A 15,969-nucleotide genomic window follows, 5' to 3' on the forward strand; every position below is an offset into this window, starting at 1 on the left:
GGCCTATCAACAAAGCGAAGGATGCCCATCATTCGGGGCATCCTTCATTGCGACGATGTCAAAACGGACAAGCCGCCAAACGTTCCGGTTGACAACCGGCTGTTGTTTAGTCCGCCGCCTTTGGCGACGGCTGTTGTTTCATATAGGCGAGCACGTCAAGGTCGATCTTTCCCTTTTCCAGCTCGCGCTCCTCAAAATTTTCCGTATGTATATACGTCGTCAGTGCCTGATGGAGCGCCTCATCGTCCGCTGCGCACGCCGCCGATACCTAAAAATGTTGACTGAACAGCGATGCCGAGCTCCCCCGTCGCCGGATCAAAGGCGACAATCGAAAACGTCGCCACTACGTCTTTCGGAATGCGTTTCATGTTCTCACCCTCCACGTTGTGTTGCATTTTGCTTCTTCTTACAAATTCTTCTCTCCCCCTCGACCTTCCTGCCTATGACAAAAGGGGAAAGCTGCCGTTGTCCGGCCGCTTCCCCCTCGCTTGCTCATCATCCGCTTAGCACCAAGTGGCTCCGACGATAATGAGCAAAATAAACAAGACGACGATCAACACGAACCCATAGCCGTAGCCAGGATAGCCGTAGCTAGGATAGCCAAAGCCGTAGCCACCGCAGCCCCAGCCCCCGTAGAAGCCGTATGGCATTTTCGTCACCTCCTTGCTAGCAGGTGGAGCTCATCAATAGACCCAACCACCGATACATGCGCATCCAACAATAATTAACAAGATGAACAGAACGACGATCAGCGCAAATCCGCCGCCGTAAGCTGCACCCATTTGCCAGCACCTCCTTCGTTTTTGTACTAGTAGACTATTCAAAAATCAGGAAATGGTTAGGTGTTTCAGCAAAAATGGGTATTTGTCGCGCATGGCGACGAGGAAAACATTTCCAAGCAAAAGAGCATTGCCCAAGATCGAGCGTCATTTGCCGCCCATGGCAATAAGAAAGACGGCCCGTCCACCGGGCCGCCGTTACGCTTGCAGCGAATTTCGCTTCCTATATAGCCCCTGCCTAATTTTATCTATACAAAAGTCCGGCAGGCCACAACAAAACGGGGCGGCACCCGTCCCCGCTTCCTTGCGGCTTTGCTTGGCCGCGCTGTTGACCTGTTTTCCGTGAAAATGCCGAACTGGCGTGGGATTTTCATCCATGGGTGAAGGGCAGATCGCGCTGCCCATGAAACGTTTCTGTTTTTCCATGTTGCCGCTTATCAACCGACACAAGCACAACCGACAATAATCAATAAAATAAACAAGACGATCACAAGTGTATAACCGCTGCTGACAAAACCGCTCATGGCGGGCACCTCCCTTATGGATTGACGGGACCATCATATGCGCCCGCCCGCCCAAATGGCCGGGCAAATGCCCATTTTTCCGGCAAAACCCTTATTTTTCTGTCGTTCCCGTCTCCCCCCACCAGCCTTTTCGTTTGAAATAGAGGGCGATGAGCGCGGCGACAGTGGCCATAAGGAGCAATGCGAGCGGATAACCGTATCTCCATTTCAGCTCCGGCATGAACGTAAAATTCATGCCATAGACGCTGGCCATAAACATCATCGGTAAAAAAATGACGCTCTCGACGGTTGGGATGTCCGTTCCATCGATCAGCCGTTTTTGGGCGAACGGGTGGAGCGACCATGACGAGAGAAGGCGCTCTAAATCCGGTTGGGATGCGGCGGTGAAATGGAGCCAGCATGGACCGGTTGCCCGCCGGCGCATAGCGCCTGTATGCCTCATCGACTGCCGGATGAAAGTGTTGTTGCATCGCCATCCATTGACGTCCTTTCTGTCATAAACCGTTCTAATCTGTTTGCTGGTTGCGAAAAAACTAGTCGTCAAAGGCGAGGATGGCTTCTACTAGGCCGCGGCGCGCCAACGGACGATTTTCCATCACCACCCGAGCTTCGCCGCCACCATTTTCTCGTTCGGATCCGTGCCTTTTCCTTTTTTTCTCTTCAAGGGAGCGCCGCCAACCGTAGCGGAAGCGATAGACAAACCGTCCGGCCTGATCTAACCTTGCCGTTCTGCGCGCGATTGCGGCTCAACGTGAACGTGCGTAGCTTGGATGTTGTGGCGCTTTTTCATTAAGCGCTCCACCTCGTCGGCGATCTCATGGCTTTTCGCCACCGTCAAGTGCGAGTCGACGCGAATCGTGACTTCGAGCACCACCTCATTGCCAAGCAAGCGAGCTTTAATATCGGCGACATCGCGAACGCCGCCAACCGCGGCGATTTCGTCTCTATACACCGCGAGCTTCCGCTCATCAAAACCGTCCGTCAGCGTATGCGCCGTATCGACAAACACGTCCCATGCCGTCTTGCAAATGACCGCGCCGATGACGAGCGCCGCCAATGGATCGAGCCACGGCCATTCGAAGCGGGCGCCGATGACACCCACGGCCGCCCCGACGCTTACGAGCGCGTCCGACAAATTGTCTTTTGCCACCGCCGCCAGCGCCGCGCTGTTCGTCTGGCGGGCGAGCCGCCGATTGATGGCGTAAATGCCCGTCATCAGCGCCGCTGAAACAGCAGCGGCCGCCGCGGCCAACGGATCGGGCACCGCCGTTGTTTCCTCTTGAAACAGCGAGCGGGCGCCGCCGGCAATGACATCGATGCCAATCGACATCATCAAAAAGGCGGCCAGTAGGGAAGAGATGTTCTCCGCGCGCGAGTGTCCGTACGGGTGGTTGCAATCGCGCGGTTTTCTGGCGATTTTCATGCCGACATAAACAGCCAAAGAAGCAATGATGTCGCTGAAATTATTCCAACCATCGGCTTTCAGTCCATCCGAACCGGCCGCCTCCCCAACCAGCAGCTTGCCGGCGGCAAGCAAAAGATAGACGACGATGCTCAAGAACGCCCCAGCCTCGGGCCGCTGTTTCCATTCCATATCCTTCACCAACCTAACGAATCTGATCGTTGCATGTATCAGTGTACCAGCTGAGAGGCGGTTGGGTCTACAGCAAGAAAATTTCCTTGCTGCACAAGTATAAAGACAAGCAAACTTTTTTTCCTAAAGGCAAAAAGAAGGGCGCCGGCGTATGATAAACTAAATCGAAGCGAAAGGAAGGAAGTCGATGCCTTCGTACTTGGATTGGCTGGCGGACATGGGAATTGACGGTGCCCATCCCGGCGGCTTTGAGTTAACAAAACAAATCTTACGTAAACTTAATATTGACCGCGCCACATCCGTGCTCGATGTCGGGTGCGGAACCGGTCAGACAGCCGCGTATATCGCCAAGCAGTATCGGGCGGACGTTGCCGCCATTGACCTCCATCCGACGATGATCGCCAAGGCCCAACAGCGCTTCGCCGCCCTGAAAGTTCCCGTCCAGCTGCAGCGCGCATCCGTCGAAGCGCTGCCGTTTCCTGCTGAAACGTTTGATCTCGTTCTTTCTGAATCGGTGCTCGCCTTCGTGTCCCTAAAAGAAGCGCTCGCCGAAATCCGGCGCGTGCTGAAACAAGGCGGCACATTCATCGGCATTGAAGCCTGCCATCAACGGCTGTCAGCCGCCGAACAGCAACGCATCGCCGCCTTTTACGGCTTTAGGCAGCTGTTGACGCCGGCGGAATGGAAAGAGGCGCTTCGTCAGAGCGAATTCCGTTGCCGGCATTTTTCCTATGCAGCGGCAGCAGAAGCGCCGCCCAACGCTGCCCCGATCATGATCGCCTTTCCGCCGGCGCCAGAAGCGGAACGCATATGGCAGACGCATCAACAGTTGACCGCTCAATTTGGCGATCGGCTTGGCTATTGCCTTTTTTGGTGTGAAAAGCCGCTTTCCGACGCTCTCTCCCAATGAACGACCTGCGCGCGAAGGCCCATGCTGCGCTGCCCGCGACAGCGGAGACGTCAAGCAGCAAGGGGAGAGGAAAAGAACGCGCTGTACAGCCGTTTCCCGCGATGCCGGATCGGTCAAAACGGCGGCGCCTCTCTAGCCGACGCGCGCCGCCACCTGACACCGGCGCTGCCGCGGCGTTTGGGCTCAAGAGGCGCCAAAGAGCTCTCCACCGCTGATCAGCGCGAAAAAGAAAGAGGTTCCGCCATGAGCGGAACCCCTTTTTCGTGAATTCACACGCCAAACGCGACCGGTTCTGGAAGGGCGGTGATGTAAGGAAATAACATGGCAAACCCGTATCTAGGATGAAATTCCCATCCTCCTAGACATCTCCACCGCGGCTGGCTACACTTTTTTCACCATTCGAAAATATTCTTCGAGCGTCAAGCCGCGCTTTTTCATCACCGCTGCTGCCTTTTTCCCGACATAACGGATGTGCCAAGGTTCATACTCGTAACCGGTCACCGCTTCCTTTTCTTTCGGATAGCGGATGATAAACCCGTACTCGTGCGCATGGGCGGCAACCCATCTCCCTTCTTTGGTCGCGCCGAACGCCGCCGTCAGCTGATAACCGGCCGAACGGCTGCTAATGTCCACAGCCAAACCAGTCTGATGTTCGCTTTGCCCCGGGTGGGCGACAGCTTGAACCGCTTGTTTCTCACCTTTTTTCCGCACTTCTGCAGCAAAAATCTCCTGCTGCCGCTCATACGACCGATAGGCGGACACAGCCACCAGCTCTACGCCGGTACGGCGGGCGGCGGCAAACATTTCCTCCAAGGCCGCCGCCGCTTCCGCTCGCATATACCGCTTTTCCGCCTTCGGGTCGGCAAAGGAAAACGGCACGCGCGGCGCCACTAAATCGGCCGGCTTATAGCCCGGTGGAAGCGACTGCTCTTTATTGACAAGCACCAAAATGTTGTCCGGATTCATGATCACTTTTTGTCCGTTTTGCACTTTGACGACATTCCAATATTTCTCCTCAAGCTGCAAGTCAGGAGCGGCCGGATGAGGGGAATGTGAGGATGCCCCCGGCTGACCGCCATTCGCTGCCGGCGGCGTCCCGCCGTTTGGTGGGCTTTTTGGGCCGTCTGGCGTTTCCCCTGATCGATCGCTCGGCGCCGCACTCACCGGCGGCTGTCCCGACGAGCCGGCCGTGTGGTGATCGGCGCTTTCCCCTGCTTGACAGCCGGCGAGCAATAAGCACGCCAGCATTGCCGCTTGCCATGGCTGTTTCATCGATTTTTCCCCTTTTCGTTCGAGGCCGCTTCCACACCTCATCACACGCCGCTGCGGATGGCGGCCTCCAGTGCTACTTCCATCATATCATGAAACGTCGTTTGCCGTTCTTCGGCGGTCGTTTCCTCACCGGTGAGAATATGATCGCTCACAGTCAGCACAGACAGCGCGCGGCAACCGAACTTGGCCGCCAGCGTATAGAGCGCCGCCGTCTCCATCTCGACCGCCAAGACGCCATAGCGAGCCCACGTTTCCCAGTTCGGCTCATCGTTGTAAAACATATCAGCGGTAAACACATTGCCGACTTTGAGCGCCAGCCCTTTTTCAACGCCCGCGTCATAGGCGGCCCTCAGCAACTGAAAGTCAGCGGTCGGCGCATAATCGCGGCCGCGGAAAATGAGCCGATTCATGTTCGAATCGGTCGAAGCGCTCATCGCCAAAATGACGTCGCGCACGCGCACATCCGGCTGAATTGCCCCGCACGTTCCAACGCGGATGAGCGTTTTCACCCCATAGCTTTGAATGAGCTCGTTGACATAAATGGAAATGGAAGGAACACCCATGCCCGTTCCTTGCACTGAAATGCGGTGCCCTTTGTACGTGCCCGTAAACCCGAGCATGCCGCGCACTTCGTTATAGCATACCGCTCCCTCAAGGAACGTTTCCGCGATGTATTTGGCGCGCAGCGGATCGCCCGGCAACAAAATGCGCTCCGCAATTTCCCCTTGTTTTGCTCCGATGTGGACGCTCAACGGAATTCCTCCTTTTGATGATCTCATCAGTCGATGCTCTCGTTTATCATATCACATCTTTGCGAAAAATGGCAGTCCTCGTTGAGAGTAGCGACAGCGGCGGGCGGGCACACGATGAAGGCCGGCATCAGCGGGAAAGGAGGGGCAGGAACGATGAAAAAGAAACTGGAGCAAGCCGTTGAATACGCCAACAAAACCAATCCGTCATCCAAATCGAACAACCAACCATCGACATCCAAAAAGGGAAAGACAAAATTTTAAGGGAGAGCCGCTCTCCCTTTTTCAAGATGTTTTGGAACGACGGTCATCGCCGCGATGACGGCGCGCCAAATATCGTTCGTTAATATACAGCACTTTTTTGTCTTCGCTGCGCGTATATTTTTTCTCGCGCTCGCGCCATCTAGCAGCGAGCCAGCAGGCAAACAAGTAAAGGGGCAAGACAAGCTGCATCGCACCGGCGAACACGTACCAAAAACCGCTGATGTCCGCCAAGTCGCGCAAATAAATGCCGATGCCGCTCCACCGGTAATACGAAGCCGCGACGACAGCAGCGATGACGACAATATTGACGGCATGGAGAAACGGAACGTTCCTCCAGCGGAACAACACCCGCTCGACTTGCCCTTTCAGCCAAAGCAACCCTGCGATCAAAGCACCGCATAATAGCAGCGATAACGCTAGTGCGGTCATCGTTTCGTCCCCTTCCTTCTTTTTTGCGCGCCCGCCTGCAAACATTTTCCGCCGATGAACCGCCGCCAGCCCGCATACACTACCAATGACAACGGTTCAAGGAGGGAAAACAATGGGCAAAAAGCACCGCAATCGCATCAACGGGCAGAAAAAGAACAACCATATCCCAAAGGAAGCGTTAATCGCTGAAGACGCCGCGCACGCCAAAGAGTACTCCGCCGCCGGCGGCCGGAAAAACGGGCCGGGTCATCACCAGCATCCAGAATCATAGCCAACCGCGGAGGTGTCCTAAAAGGACTGGGACACCCTCTCTCATCGCTATATAGAAGCACCAGCCGCTTCCTTGCCACAATCGTGTCTTTCTTGAGGGGAGGTCGCCTTTCCGGTCGGCCCCTATTGCGATTCCGCCGGTTCGGTTTCATCCCAGGCGAGCGTGACGACTCTCGTATAGTCCCCGCGCTCGATCTCTTCTTTCGTCGCCGGTTCGTTCAGCTCCTCGTCGTCGTCGATGCCCGGCGCCACTGTCGGCACGTCACGCCGCTGACGGCGAAATTCCATCGCCTTCGCCCCCTTTCCTTTCTTATCCGTTCCCTAAAGCGCCGGGCTTTATTCGACATTTTTCTTTTATTATACCATTTTCGCTCGCAGCAGGCGACTATCTTTTTGAATATTCCGTCAACAATCGTCTTAGCGTTCAATATGAATATTCCGTCAACAAACCGCTTGACGTTCGACTCGTTTCCAGCCGTCAGGACAAAGGCGATAGTACGTTTGTCCTTTCCGCCCTTCATCAATCAAGACGATATCCCCCGTCCCCATAAATCGGGCTTGGCAATGTTTCGGCATCAAGTCGGCAACATTGAACGTCCGATAGATGATCGACAGCGCCTCATCGTGGCTTGATGCCGTCACCGTCAGCCGGCACACTTGCCGATAGCCTTTTGGCTCCCCGCAACGCGGCGTTTGAAAAACGACGGCCTCGTACACGCGTTTGCTCATCCATCTCCGTTTCCCCCAGAAGCGAACCATCGTTTTCCTCTCCTTTCCCCTATAAATCGGTCGTCTGTATCTTATACTATTGGTGACTGCCAATGTCGATTCCTTCAGCAAAACCGCCCGTCTTTTGTCGAAAGGATATCCATTGGACGAAATCAAAGCCCTTCTACCCATCGAAAGGAGAGACGATCGATGCCCTTTCATCCGCTCGATTGGCTGCGCCACCCGCTGCAGCATGCCTATCGCTCTTTTTTGTACCGCCATCCGGTCCGCCTCGCCGACGCCGGTTTGCTTCACGAACTGATCGCTCGCCGCGCCGCCCGGCCGCCTCGCCCCGCGCGTCCGGAAGAGGAGGCGATCATCGCCGCCATCCGGCGGGCGACAGCGGAACAAAACCGCAACAACGTCACGCGCACCGCCGCTTACTTGGCCATGTTCGAGCGCTATCCCGAACTGCACTGGGCGCTTTTGGCCCATCTTGTCTCACGCAACGGCGGCTGGAATATGACCGACTTGCGCGGCGGTTTGCTGCCGCGCTTGCTGTCGAACGAAATGATCGCTCCCCTTTTTCTGTTTTTGGAGCGGGCCAACGCGTTAATTTTTCATGACGCTTATCCGCAGCTTCTGCTGTATGCGGAAAGCAAGCGCAGAGGAACGCCGCTCTTTCACCTGTTGCCGGCATTGGGCGTGTCCTCGTTTATGCAGCCGCTGTGGGAACTTTTTTGGCACACCGGGGACGCCCCGCTTCTCACGGTCGCCTTGATCGTGAACGAACAATACTACATCCAGCTCCGCGTCGTCGAGCACCCGTTTTTCCGCGCCCGCGTGCTGTCAAGCTGGCCGTTTATCGTCGAGCAATGGCTTGGTTTCAACGATGTGCTCATCCCGTTTGAGCAAAACGGCCGCGTCAATCTAGCGGGCACGACGGTGCGTGATTTCATCGATGTCCACCACCGCATTCATATCGGCAAAACGCTGTACAGCTTGCTTTTATTCGATGCTCGGCTGTTTCGCGGCGCTGTTCGGTTTGCCCGCCGCGTCCCTCATAGCGGCTCCCGCGCTGATTTTTGGCCGCAGCGGTTTACCGCCGACCGCGGCGGACACCGCCTTTACAGCCCAACGCTGGAATCCGTGTGGCCCGATCTCATTCATTCGTTTTCCGATCAGCGCGACTGGTTCACGGATCATACGATCATCCGCGCCCTTGAAACGCTTCCGCTCCCGGCTTCCGGCGACATGACCGGCCGCTACGAGCGGCATTTGGCCATGATGAAAGCCGCCGCTCAGGCAGCCGAGTGAGCTTTCCTCATGGCTTTCTTTCGCCAAGACGACAAAAACGACGAGCTGTCACTCGTCGTCGACATCGATTTCCTCATCAATCAGGCATTTTTCCAGCAAATAGTCAAACGTAATGTCAGCCAGTTCCGCAAGTTCCTCTTGCGTTGGCACAAATCCGCGGCGGATCAGCTGTTCATAAAAAAACTCCGCGATTTCTTCCGTGTCGATCACCACTTCAATTTCCTTCACTGCCTCTCGCCCCCTTTGTAATGTTGTATGTCACGGCTTTCTCCTTTATGTCAAAAATGACGCTGTTCTATCTTCGTTCTCTTCCCCATATGTATGTATTGACCATACGAAAACATGGAGGCGAAACCGATGGACAAGCCAACAGCGGCGGACAAAATGATGGAAACAGTCGTCAACGGGCTCGGCGCACTGGTCATGTGGGCTGGCGTTCCTTATTTTCTCTTCATCCTTTATCAGTTTCTATGTTTTGGTGATTGACGATCGTTCGTAGACGTTGGACAACCGTTTCCATCATTTGTTTATATTGTTCATCCCCGAACCATTCGTACAGCGCTTTATAATCATTGTACACATCGAGCAGTTCATCAACAGACGGCCCGCTGCTTCGGTTGTCGGCCGGCAGCGGCCAAAGTGCTGGCATCGCGATGACAATATCCTGCACGAGCGTGACGGACGTCTCTTCTCCTAGGGCCACCGGAATAATGTCTTCAAGCGGCACTTCAATCTCCCATCCGTCCGTCAACCGCTTCAACTCGTAAATCGTCTCTTCCCATCCTTCCCCGTAGTAGCGGTAAATTTCCGTCCGCACGCCGACGACTTTAAACAAATGGCCGCCATAATCACGGACGCGGACGATCTCGCCAAGGAAAAACGGCAGTTCGATTTCGACCTCCTCGACGATCCATAAATCACCGGCAAACTCGGACAAGGCAACGAGCGCTTGCTCAGCAAACAAGCTATGGCTATGGTTGATTTCATATAAAAACGTGCCGTCAACCTGCTGAATGCCGGTGACGGTTCCGACCGTTCCGTACAATGTGTTGACGACGACATCGCCAATGGAAAACTTCGGGCGTTTCGGCGCGCTCATCGGCATCTCCCACCCTTTTGAACAAATGGTTAGTATAGTATATGCAAGGCAAACGAGGTGGACACCTTCTGGCGCGCGGAAAAAGACGTTGTGAAAGCGCTCCCATAAACAAAGCGGGAACGCCTCCTTACGATGCGGCGACCGCCCCCGCTGTCAGCGGGCTCGTGGCGACGCCTCATACACAAACTGCTCCCACAGTTCATCAAAGACGGCCATGCTTTCCAAATAATCGCCGTTCAACTCTAAATAGCCGCTTAGCTCTTCGTAATCGACCGATCCTTTCGGAAAACTATGGTCAGCATACGCCCCGTTCGCAAAACGAACGATCGGGTCTTCCGCATGCCCATAACGGAAACGCAATAAGTAGCGGTAAAATGTTTTTTCCATATTCCCCCATTCCTTTCCTTTCTCTTTGTTGCTATTATAATGAGCGCCGAACGGTTTGTGAAGTCGTTTTTTGCCTCTCGTATTGCCATCGTACGCAACAAGCGCTTTTTTCATGCCAATGATGGGCCGACCGGCAGCGCCAGCGGAAACGGAAGTTGGCCATTCGGTCCGCTAAGCGCGGGCAAAATAGGTGCGGGGCGTGAAAAAAGACGCTCCCGGCAACAAGGAAGCGTCTTTCCATCGTCCTTTATATCCATGCCTTTTCGCCGACTTCGGCCTGTGGCACCGGGGCAAACTCTATCTCAAATCCAAGGTCCTCAAGCATCTGATAGTCTGCCGATTTTTCTTGTCCGGCGGTCGTCAAATAGTCGCCGACAAAGATCGAGTTGGCGGCATACAGCCCGAGCGGCTGGAGCGAGCGCAAATTCACTTCCCGTCCGCCGGCGATGCGGATTTCTTTTGTCGGGTTGATATAGCGGAACAGCGCCAGCACCTTCAAACAGTAGCGCGGGTTCAGTTCGTTCGTCCCCGCCAGCGGTGTGCCGTCAATCGCATGCAAAAAGTTGATGGGAATGGAGTCGGCGTCAAGCGCCCGCAGGCTGCGCGCCATGTCGACGACATCTCGCTTCGTCTCTTTCATGCCGATAATGACCCCGGAACAAGGCGAAATCCCGGCTTCTTTCACCGTTTCCACCGTCCGCACCCGATCGTCATATGTATGGGACGTCGTAATGTTCGGGTGGTGCTCTTTCGACGTGTTGATGTTGTGATTGTAGCGATCCACCCCCGCCTCTTTCAGCCGCGCAGCCTGCTCCGGCTTTAAGATCCCCAGGCAGGCGCACACTTTCAGCCCAAACCGCTCCTTAATTTCCTTGACCGCAGACACAACGATGTCGATCTCTTTATCGCTTGGCCCGCGCCCGCTTGCCACGATGCAGTAGGTGCCAATTTGCAGGCGATACGCCTCTTCCGCGCCGCGAATGAGCGTTTCTTTATTGACCATTTTATACGTTTGGACCGGCGCGGTTGAAATCGATGATTGCGAGCAATATCCGCAGTTTTCCGGACAGAGCCCGGACTTGGCGTTGATGATCATATTCAGTTTCACTTTGTTGCCGTAATAGGCGCGGCGGATGTGATACGCCCCTTGCATTAAGGCAAGCAGCTCCTCATCCGGACAGTCGAGAATCGCCAGCGCCTCGTCATCCGTCAACTCATGCCCTGCTAACACGCGTTCTGCCAATTCCATCCAATTCCCCATCGTTCCGCTCCCCTTTCCACTTCGTTACATTTATCGTAGGGCACGGCGTGGAGTTTTGTCAACCTATTTAATGATTAAGTTTACTATTTTCACAAAAAACACCCATGATTAAATTTTACTCCTCACCTAGGCATGAAAATCCATTTCTCCTTACCATAATGAATGATGAATGCAAACAGTTTGAAAAGACGTGCTTTTTAATAGTGGTTCGACCCTGTGCAAAACTGTTTGTGTCCATTGTGACTGATAAATAAAACTGAACAGAATTCAATTAAATGAACCTCCCCCACCTACACTTCGCTTAGAAGTGGGAGACTTCTCGGGGGGATATGTTAAATCCACATTATTATGAAGCGACATGGACGTGATCGCAATGGAGGAATCAACCGTTGTCGGCGAAATTTAGGTCATTGGTGGCTCGCTGGGGAAAGAAAAAAGCACTCGTTGCGATCGCGCACTGAATGCTTGTCACCATTTACTGCATGCTTTCCCGAAAAGAACTGTTTCGAAAGCCACAAGTAAATTAGTATACTGTAGATGAGCAAATTCGCTAACATAAATTTACAAACAAATAAAAAAGGAGACATGAACCCGATTCCTTGGTTAGAATCGATGTACCACCAACTACCCACAAGGAAGGTTCATGCCTCATGGTTACTACGCCCAATGCTGGACGATCGAATGCGTTTTCCGGCAGGCCAAAGACCAGCTGAAGTCAGGTGGTACCGTGTTCGCCACGTTCGGGCGGTGAAACGGTATGGGGCCGTGGTGCTGTTCGCCTGCGTATCCAGCATCGCGGAATCTCAACAAGACCTCTCTTCCGGACGGGAGCTTCTTCGGTCTCGGAAAGGGCACAGCATGGTTGAGTTCATCGATGACGATGCAAAACAAGAGATTCCCATTGATGTGATCAAAAAACAGCTTCATGTCGCCTAAGGGTACCCTGTTTGTCTCTCAGGGTATGGGAATTACTGTAACAAAAATACTCATCTACAGTTATACAAAAAGTTATCAATATTGGCTCTTCACCAGTACTTGATTTTTTCATCACATACCTTGCTTATGCATCCAAGAAAGAACGGGAAACAAATGATGAAGCGTACTGTCTGTCAAGTACATGTTGTGGGGATGAACCTTAATATTATATTTTTACTAAATTTTGATTGTTAGGGGGGATGTTATGCGTCCAAAAAAAAGAGTTGGCCTTATTGTTCCTGCCGGAAATACAACAATTGAAGTGGACTTCTATGAACACCTTTCACAAGTAGCAACTGTGCATGCAACAAGAATAGCAGGTCCTAGTGGTGTAGAATCGGAGGAAGGAATGGACCTGTTCAATTTACATATCGAAAGAGCTGCTAATGAACTTGCTCGAGCTAAAGTGGATGTAGTGGTCTACGGTTTCACAACCGGGAGTTTTTACAGAGGTCAACAATTCACTCAAGAACTTTTGAATCGAATATCTAAAACGGCAGGTGTTCCCGCTGTAACTCCTTCTTCAGCAATTCTTAAGGCTCTACATTTTCTTAATGCTAAACGAATTTTCATAGTAACTCCTTATACTGTCTGGAATAATACAGTTTTGATAAACTATCTCCAAGAAACGGATTATAAAATTGTTGGATTGAAAGGGGATAGTCGGAACCCAGCGCAAGCAATGAAAACACCTCTATGGAACCAAGAACCTGAGGAAATTGTTGAACATATTTCGGCTCTAGAAGGCTGGTGAAAAAACGCTGTTTGCCTTGATCGATGATGGAACGCGTGAACATAGAAGCTGATGCAACCGGTTTTTCTATTTAAGAAACGATTGCGAGAAGCGGTTGCGTGAGTAAATCACCAGCCTCCTAGGCGTTTCAGCATTTTCTCGGGTGTAGTCCACCAACCGGGCAATGGCTTGAGTGATATCGTTTCGATCGTTGTGAAAGCACATTGGCGATGACGGTGTCTTTCCGCCATTTCCACAAGCGTTCGATCGGGTTCCGTTGCGGAGAATAGGGAGGAAGGGAAATGAAGTGAACACACGGTCCTTCTTCCTGCAAACACACTCTCACCATTTTGGTAATTCGGGCGTTATCCAGCACTAAGACGATGAACCGGTCCGGGGCTCCTTTCGCCAACGTGTCGGTCGGCCGGGTGTAAATTAGCACATTATTTCAGAATCCCTTTTTCAAATTATTTCAGGCGGATTCCGAAATAATGTGCAAAATTTTTGCGGATTGTTCCGGATTTTGCACATTCTTTCGGAACGTTTGCACGCTCTTTCAGATGAAGATTTCCAGCGCGCCTGGTGGACCGATGGAAAAGAGAAAGCACAAAAGAGGCCGATTCGGCCCCTTTCGTGCTAATACCCCATTTCCTCTGTGGCCATACGTACCACTTCTTCGTCAATGACGTCCTTTCTCAGCTGATACCCGTACAGCAGGCATGTCGTAGCCAGCGTGTTGATCACCCGAGGCCATCCCTGCGACTGCAGGGCAATCGCCTCTAACGCCGATGGAGTGAAGATCGGATGCTTCGCCCCGGCCTGTTTCATCCGATGCTCGATGTAGCCCGCCACCTCCTCCTTCTCGAGCGGTCCCATCCGGCATCGCATGATGATGCGCTGGTCGAGAGGGCGGTGCTGATTGAGCCGCAGCTTCCCCTGTAAATGGGGCAGCCCGGCTAACATCAAGACAAAGGGGTTGGTCGAATCCATCTCAAAGTTGAACAAGATCGCGATGTCCTGTAAAAAGGCATCCTTCGCTAAATGCATCTCGTCCAATATCAACACCGGTGTGATCCGCCGTTCATGATACAACCGCTCAATGGCTTGCTGGATTTGGCGAAAGAGATCCACCTTGCGATATTTCGGTTCTTCCCCCAACCCAAGGGCCAGCCCGCGGTAAAAATCCATCACGCCTCCGGTCGATAACGGGAAGTAGACCACGTGATACAAAGAAGGGGACAACGATTCTTTCCACGCCCGAAGGGCGAATGTCTTGCCCGCCCCCGGTTCTCCGGTCAACAGCCCGATTCCCCGGGTTCGTTTCACGTACTCCAGCGCCCGCAGCGATTTCGTTTTTCAGAATAACATTTCGACCAACACAACGAGCGATGGCAATCCTTTTTTTACCATCGCTAGTCGTTCCGTATGACGTTACACGTAAATGCTCTCATCCATGCCCAATCCCTGCAGGATCCTTCGCTGATCAGGGGTGAGCGGTTTCCCTAACGCGCGTTGGATGTGCCCATCCGGCAGCTCCAGTAGGACGACTTTCACATACCGGAACAACTGAAAAATCGCCTGCCCGGTGGGTCGGGTCAGTTTCCGGCCTCCCGCGCCCTTGAATGGGCGTTCCGGGGTGATGAACGGACGCACCCGGCGCTGGAAGACGCGGTAAATGGCCAAGGCCAACAGAAACAAATCACCCAATACCGCGACCCGTTCTGGTTTTTTGACGCAAATCTCATCCGTAAAGAACGGGTCTTTCAAGAAAGAGAAGTTCATCTCCACGGAGCGTCAGTGTATCTTTCGTCATCGCAGCGGAATCCGCCACGTAAATCCAATCGTCTTGGATCTTGGCTTGCTTCAGCTGTTCATGGACACGGGAGAGCACCTCGGGATTCCACGTTTTGTCCGGCACGTTGCCGTCGTGCACATCGCCGGAAAACGGGATGCCGTCTTCGTTGCCGATCAGCCCGAAACCGATTGGTTTTTGTCAACGATGGTGCCGGTTGTAGCCATGCGTGATCTGCAGGGCCTCTGACGAGACCGATTCATACGCGCCGTAAACGGTCTTGTCCGTCGTATCGGCGTGGAAGACGCGAAGAGAGAGACCTTCTTTCTTGTCGATCTGCACGAGGCAAGACGAAAGGACTTGATGGAGATTCGCCTCATACAGGCGATCCAAATGACACGCGATGGCATCGTCGTTGAACCAAGACGGATCCAGCCCTGGCCGAATCCGCTTCGGCCAATCGATGTCATGCGCCCATTGTTCCCAATGAACGAGCGCTTGCCGGCCGCTCAAGATATCCAGAACGATTAGCTTGACGATATCGCTGGCTCGAGTTTGGCATTGCGGATTCACGGGAACCAGATGATCAATCAACTGAGGAAGGTCAAGATCTTTGAACAGGGCGCTTATTCTATTCAAATAAGAACTTTCATAAATGGCCCGAATTCGAACGTCCATGATGGGCAAACTCCTTTGCTTTCCTTGTGTTTCAAGGTTTGATTCGACAGGAAGATAAAAAAATCCTCCCGATTTTTGTCGAGAGGGTGCGAAATGTGAGACGTTAAGCAATTTCTCACATAGAAAAAGCCGATTTCCCCTCACTTCAAGGGAGAATCGGCTTCTTTATATTCAAAACAAACTCAATATATGTTTTTTGATATTTTCTTCTTTATTTAGGTTCGTCTT

Annotated in this window: 22 protein-coding genes and 5 pseudogenes; 8 read left to right on the forward strand and 19 right to left on the reverse strand. The window is 53.1% G+C overall.

Features of this window, described 5'->3' with window-relative positions:
* Window positions 1–106 precede the first annotated feature (106 nt).
* The 4 genes and pseudogenes from NST29_RS09780 to NST29_RS09795 form a co-directional block, all read right to left on the reverse strand.
* Window positions 107–253 (reverse strand): annotated as a pseudogene (locus tag NST29_RS09780) (putative peptidoglycan binding domain-containing protein); the annotation flags it as partial.
* Window positions 240–395 (reverse strand): DUF1028 domain-containing protein, encoded by a 156-nt coding sequence (locus tag NST29_RS09785; RefSeq protein WP_153017137.1) that lies wholly within the window; start codon window positions 393–395, stop codon window positions 240–242. The gene NST29_RS09785 and the pseudogene NST29_RS09780, both read right to left, overlap by 14 nt.
* 108 nt (window positions 396–503) lie before the next feature.
* Window positions 504–650 carry a YjcZ family sporulation protein gene (locus NST29_RS09790; protein WP_081897218.1) on the reverse strand — a complete coding sequence of 49 codons (147 nt, stop codon included), beginning with the start codon at window positions 648–650 and terminating at the stop codon, window positions 504–506.
* Window positions 651–683: 33 nt separating this feature from the next.
* Window positions 684–782 carry a YjcZ family sporulation protein gene (locus NST29_RS09795; protein WP_011231081.1) on the reverse strand — a complete coding sequence of 33 codons (99 nt, stop codon included), beginning with the start codon at window positions 780–782 and terminating at the stop codon, window positions 684–686.
* Window positions 783–842: 60 nt separating this feature from the next.
* Between NST29_RS09795 and NST29_RS09800 the strand changes: the two genes are divergently transcribed.
* Window positions 843–1,010: a hypothetical protein gene (locus tag NST29_RS09800; RefSeq protein WP_156102723.1), complete on the forward strand. Its 168-nt coding sequence runs from the start codon at window positions 843–845 to the stop codon at window positions 1,008–1,010.
* Window positions 1,011–1,216: 206 nt separating this feature from the next.
* Here the strand turns inward: NST29_RS09800 and NST29_RS09805 are convergent, their stop codons facing one another.
* The 3 genes from NST29_RS09805 to NST29_RS09815 all read right to left on the reverse strand — a co-directional run bounded on the left by NST29_RS09805 (window position 1,217) and on the right by NST29_RS09815 (window position 2,897).
* Entirely contained in the window at window positions 1,217–1,303 is an 87-nt protein-coding gene (locus NST29_RS09805) for a YjcZ family sporulation protein (RefSeq protein ID WP_153017139.1), read from the reverse strand.
* A 91-nt stretch (window positions 1,304–1,394) separates the two neighbouring features.
* On the reverse strand, window positions 1,395–1,727 hold the full coding sequence (locus NST29_RS09810) for a Loki-CTERM sorting domain-containing protein (RefSeq protein ID WP_231559835.1): 333 nt from the start codon (window positions 1,725–1,727) through the stop codon (window positions 1,395–1,397).
* A 291-nt stretch (window positions 1,728–2,018) separates the two neighbouring features.
* A complete protein-coding gene (locus NST29_RS09815) occupies window positions 2,019–2,897 on the reverse strand; it encodes a cation diffusion facilitator family transporter (RefSeq protein ID WP_172418547.1) in 879 nt (292 codons plus the stop codon).
* A gap of 187 nt (window positions 2,898–3,084) precedes the next feature.
* On the opposite strand from NST29_RS09815, the gene NST29_RS09820 reads away from it, so the two are divergent.
* A complete protein-coding gene (locus tag NST29_RS09820; protein ID WP_033843945.1) occupies window positions 3,085–3,807 on the forward strand; it encodes a class I SAM-dependent methyltransferase in 723 nt (240 codons plus the stop codon).
* Window positions 3,808–4,188: 381 nt separating this feature from the next.
* On the opposite strand, the gene NST29_RS09825 is transcribed toward NST29_RS09820, so the two are convergent.
* The 3 genes from NST29_RS09825 to NST29_RS09835 form a co-directional block, all read right to left on the reverse strand.
* Window positions 4,189–5,079 carry a M15 family metallopeptidase gene (locus NST29_RS09825; protein ID WP_033843946.1) on the reverse strand — a complete coding sequence of 297 codons (891 nt, stop codon included), beginning with the start codon at window positions 5,077–5,079 and terminating at the stop codon, window positions 4,189–4,191.
* 41 nt (window positions 5,080–5,120) lie between these two features.
* On the reverse strand, window positions 5,121–5,831 hold the full coding sequence (gene deoD, locus NST29_RS09830) for a purine-nucleoside phosphorylase (RefSeq protein WP_033843947.1): 711 nt from the start codon (window positions 5,829–5,831) through the stop codon (window positions 5,121–5,123).
* Between the two features lie 282 nt (window positions 5,832–6,113).
* A complete protein-coding gene (locus tag NST29_RS09835) occupies window positions 6,114–6,521 on the reverse strand; it encodes a hypothetical protein (RefSeq protein WP_033019945.1) in 408 nt (135 codons plus the stop codon).
* A 112-nt stretch (window positions 6,522–6,633) separates the two neighbouring features.
* Between NST29_RS09835 and NST29_RS09840 the strand changes: the two genes are divergently transcribed.
* On the forward strand, window positions 6,634–6,792 hold the full coding sequence (locus NST29_RS09840) for a hypothetical protein (RefSeq protein WP_165570926.1): 159 nt from the start codon (window positions 6,634–6,636) through the stop codon (window positions 6,790–6,792).
* Window positions 6,793–6,914: 122 nt separating this feature from the next.
* Here NST29_RS09840 and NST29_RS09845 read toward each other — a convergent pair whose 3' ends face one another.
* Window positions 6,915–7,079 (reverse strand): hypothetical protein, encoded by a 165-nt coding sequence (locus tag NST29_RS09845; RefSeq protein WP_165570927.1) that lies wholly within the window; start codon window positions 7,077–7,079, stop codon window positions 6,915–6,917.
* A 153-nt stretch (window positions 7,080–7,232) separates the two neighbouring features.
* On the reverse strand, window positions 7,233–7,550 hold the full coding sequence (locus tag NST29_RS09850; protein WP_033843948.1) for a hypothetical protein: 318 nt from the start codon (window positions 7,548–7,550) through the stop codon (window positions 7,233–7,235).
* A 159-nt stretch (window positions 7,551–7,709) separates the two neighbouring features.
* Between NST29_RS09850 and NST29_RS09855 the strand changes: the two genes are divergently transcribed.
* The gene (locus tag NST29_RS09855; RefSeq protein WP_033843949.1) at window positions 7,710–8,816 is read left to right on the forward strand and encodes a DUF2515 family protein; all 1,107 of its coding nucleotides are present in this window, start codon (window positions 7,710–7,712) and stop codon (window positions 8,814–8,816) included.
* A gap of 48 nt (window positions 8,817–8,864) precedes the next feature.
* Here NST29_RS09855 and NST29_RS09860 read toward each other — a convergent pair whose 3' ends face one another.
* Window positions 8,865–9,044 carry a YozD family protein gene (locus NST29_RS09860; RefSeq protein WP_033019951.1) on the reverse strand — a complete coding sequence of 60 codons (180 nt, stop codon included), beginning with the start codon at window positions 9,042–9,044 and terminating at the stop codon, window positions 8,865–8,867.
* Between the two features lie 129 nt (window positions 9,045–9,173).
* Here NST29_RS09860 and NST29_RS09865 point away from each other — a divergent pair, with 129 nt between their 5' ends.
* On the forward strand, window positions 9,174–9,302 hold the full coding sequence (locus NST29_RS09865; RefSeq protein WP_255358704.1) for a hypothetical protein: 129 nt from the start codon (window positions 9,174–9,176) through the stop codon (window positions 9,300–9,302).
* Here the strand turns inward: NST29_RS09865 and NST29_RS09870 are convergent.
* The 3 genes from NST29_RS09870 to bioB form a co-directional block, all read right to left on the reverse strand.
* The gene (locus NST29_RS09870) at window positions 9,268–9,915 is read right to left on the reverse strand and encodes a hypothetical protein (RefSeq protein WP_033019961.1); all 648 of its coding nucleotides are present in this window, start codon (window positions 9,913–9,915) and stop codon (window positions 9,268–9,270) included. The genes NST29_RS09865 and NST29_RS09870 overlap by 35 nt on opposite strands.
* A gap of 153 nt (window positions 9,916–10,068) precedes the next feature.
* Entirely contained in the window at window positions 10,069–10,302 is a 234-nt protein-coding gene (locus tag NST29_RS09875) for a YozE family protein (protein WP_033019954.1), read from the reverse strand.
* Between the two features lie 247 nt (window positions 10,303–10,549).
* Window positions 10,550–11,563 (reverse strand): biotin synthase BioB, encoded by a 1,014-nt coding sequence (gene bioB / locus NST29_RS09880; RefSeq protein ID WP_033019957.1) that lies wholly within the window; start codon window positions 11,561–11,563, stop codon window positions 10,550–10,552.
* Window positions 11,564–11,913: 350 nt separating this feature from the next.
* On the opposite strand from bioB, the pseudogene NST29_RS09885 reads away from it, so the two are divergent.
* From NST29_RS09885 to NST29_RS09895, 3 genes and pseudogenes are all read left to right on the forward strand, one after another.
* Window positions 11,914–12,090, forward strand: a pseudogene (locus NST29_RS09885) (IS110 family transposase); the annotation flags it as partial.
* Between the two features lie 128 nt (window positions 12,091–12,218).
* Window positions 12,219–12,499, forward strand: a pseudogene (locus NST29_RS09890) (IS701 family transposase); the annotation flags it as partial.
* Window positions 12,500–12,743: 244 nt separating this feature from the next.
* Window positions 12,744–13,292, forward strand: a complete 549-nt coding sequence (locus NST29_RS09895; protein ID WP_051985128.1) for a hypothetical protein — start codon at window positions 12,744–12,746, stop codon at window positions 13,290–13,292.
* 127 nt (window positions 13,293–13,419) lie between these two features.
* Here NST29_RS09895 and NST29_RS09900 read toward each other — a convergent pair whose 3' ends face one another.
* From NST29_RS09900 to NST29_RS09910, 3 genes and pseudogenes are all read right to left on the reverse strand, one after another.
* Window positions 13,420–13,620, reverse strand: a complete 201-nt coding sequence (locus NST29_RS09900; protein WP_235207659.1) for a transposase — start codon at window positions 13,618–13,620, stop codon at window positions 13,420–13,422.
* A gap of 287 nt (window positions 13,621–13,907) precedes the next feature.
* A pseudogene (locus tag NST29_RS09905) lies at window positions 13,908–14,621 on the reverse strand (AAA family ATPase); the annotation flags it as partial.
* A gap of 81 nt (window positions 14,622–14,702) precedes the next feature.
* A pseudogene (locus tag NST29_RS09910) lies at window positions 14,703–15,741 on the reverse strand (DUF4277 domain-containing protein).
* Between the last annotated feature and the right edge of the window lie 228 nt (window positions 15,742–15,969).

The organism is Geobacillus sp. FSL W8-0026 (assembly GCF_037966255.1).
Lineage (GTDB): Bacteria > Bacillota > Bacilli > Bacillales > Anoxybacillaceae > Geobacillus > Geobacillus icigianus.

Excerpts from the sequence above, each read along its gene's own strand:
- NST29_RS09785 (WP_153017137.1), bottom strand. The coding sequence starts at position 395 with ATGCAACACAACGTGGAGGGTGAGAACATGAAACGCATTCCGAAAGAC.
- NST29_RS09825 (WP_033843946.1), bottom strand. The coding sequence starts at position 5,079 with ATGAAACAGCCATGGCAAGCGGCAATGCTGGCGTGCTTATTGCTCGCC.
- NST29_RS09795 (WP_011231081.1), bottom strand. The coding sequence starts at position 782 with ATGGGTGCAGCTTACGGCGGCGGATTTGCGCTGATCGTCGTTCTGTTC.
- NST29_RS09810 (WP_231559835.1), bottom strand. The coding sequence starts at position 1,727 with ATGCGCCGGCGGGCAACCGGTCCATGCTGGCTCCATTTCACCGCCGCA.
- NST29_RS09875 (WP_033019954.1), bottom strand. The coding sequence starts at position 10,302 with ATGGAAAAAACATTTTACCGCTACTTATTGCGTTTCCGTTATGGGCAT.
- NST29_RS09850 (WP_033843948.1), bottom strand. The coding sequence starts at position 7,550 with ATGGTTCGCTTCTGGGGGAAACGGAGATGGATGAGCAAACGCGTGTAC.
- NST29_RS09840 (WP_165570926.1), top strand. The coding sequence starts at position 6,634 with ATGGGCAAAAAGCACCGCAATCGCATCAACGGGCAGAAAAAGAACAAC.
- NST29_RS09815 (WP_172418547.1), bottom strand. The coding sequence starts at position 2,897 with ATGGAATGGAAACAGCGGCCCGAGGCTGGGGCGTTCTTGAGCATCGTC.
- NST29_RS09900 (WP_235207659.1), bottom strand. The coding sequence starts at position 13,620 with ATGGTGAGAGTGTGTTTGCAGGAAGAAGGACCGTGTGTTCACTTCATT.
- NST29_RS09835 (WP_033019945.1), bottom strand. The coding sequence starts at position 6,521 with ATGACCGCACTAGCGTTATCGCTGCTATTATGCGGTGCTTTGATCGCA.
- NST29_RS09790 (WP_081897218.1), bottom strand. The coding sequence starts at position 650 with ATGCCATACGGCTTCTACGGGGGCTGGGGCTGCGGTGGCTACGGCTTT.
- bioB (WP_033019957.1), bottom strand. The coding sequence starts at position 11,563 with ATGGGGAATTGGATGGAATTGGCAGAACGCGTGTTAGCAGGGCATGAG.
- NST29_RS09865 (WP_255358704.1), top strand. The coding sequence starts at position 9,174 with ATGGACAAGCCAACAGCGGCGGACAAAATGATGGAAACAGTCGTCAAC.
- NST29_RS09845 (WP_165570927.1), bottom strand. The coding sequence starts at position 7,079 with ATGGAATTTCGCCGTCAGCGGCGTGACGTGCCGACAGTGGCGCCGGGC.
- NST29_RS09870 (WP_033019961.1), bottom strand. The coding sequence starts at position 9,915 with ATGAGCGCGCCGAAACGCCCGAAGTTTTCCATTGGCGATGTCGTCGTC.
- NST29_RS09895 (WP_051985128.1), top strand. The coding sequence starts at position 12,744 with ATGCGTCCAAAAAAAAGAGTTGGCCTTATTGTTCCTGCCGGAAATACA.
- NST29_RS09805 (WP_153017139.1), bottom strand. The coding sequence starts at position 1,303 with ATGAGCGGTTTTGTCAGCAGCGGTTATACACTTGTGATCGTCTTGTTT.
- NST29_RS09820 (WP_033843945.1), top strand. The coding sequence starts at position 3,085 with ATGCCTTCGTACTTGGATTGGCTGGCGGACATGGGAATTGACGGTGCC.
- NST29_RS09855 (WP_033843949.1), top strand. The coding sequence starts at position 7,710 with ATGCCCTTTCATCCGCTCGATTGGCTGCGCCACCCGCTGCAGCATGCC.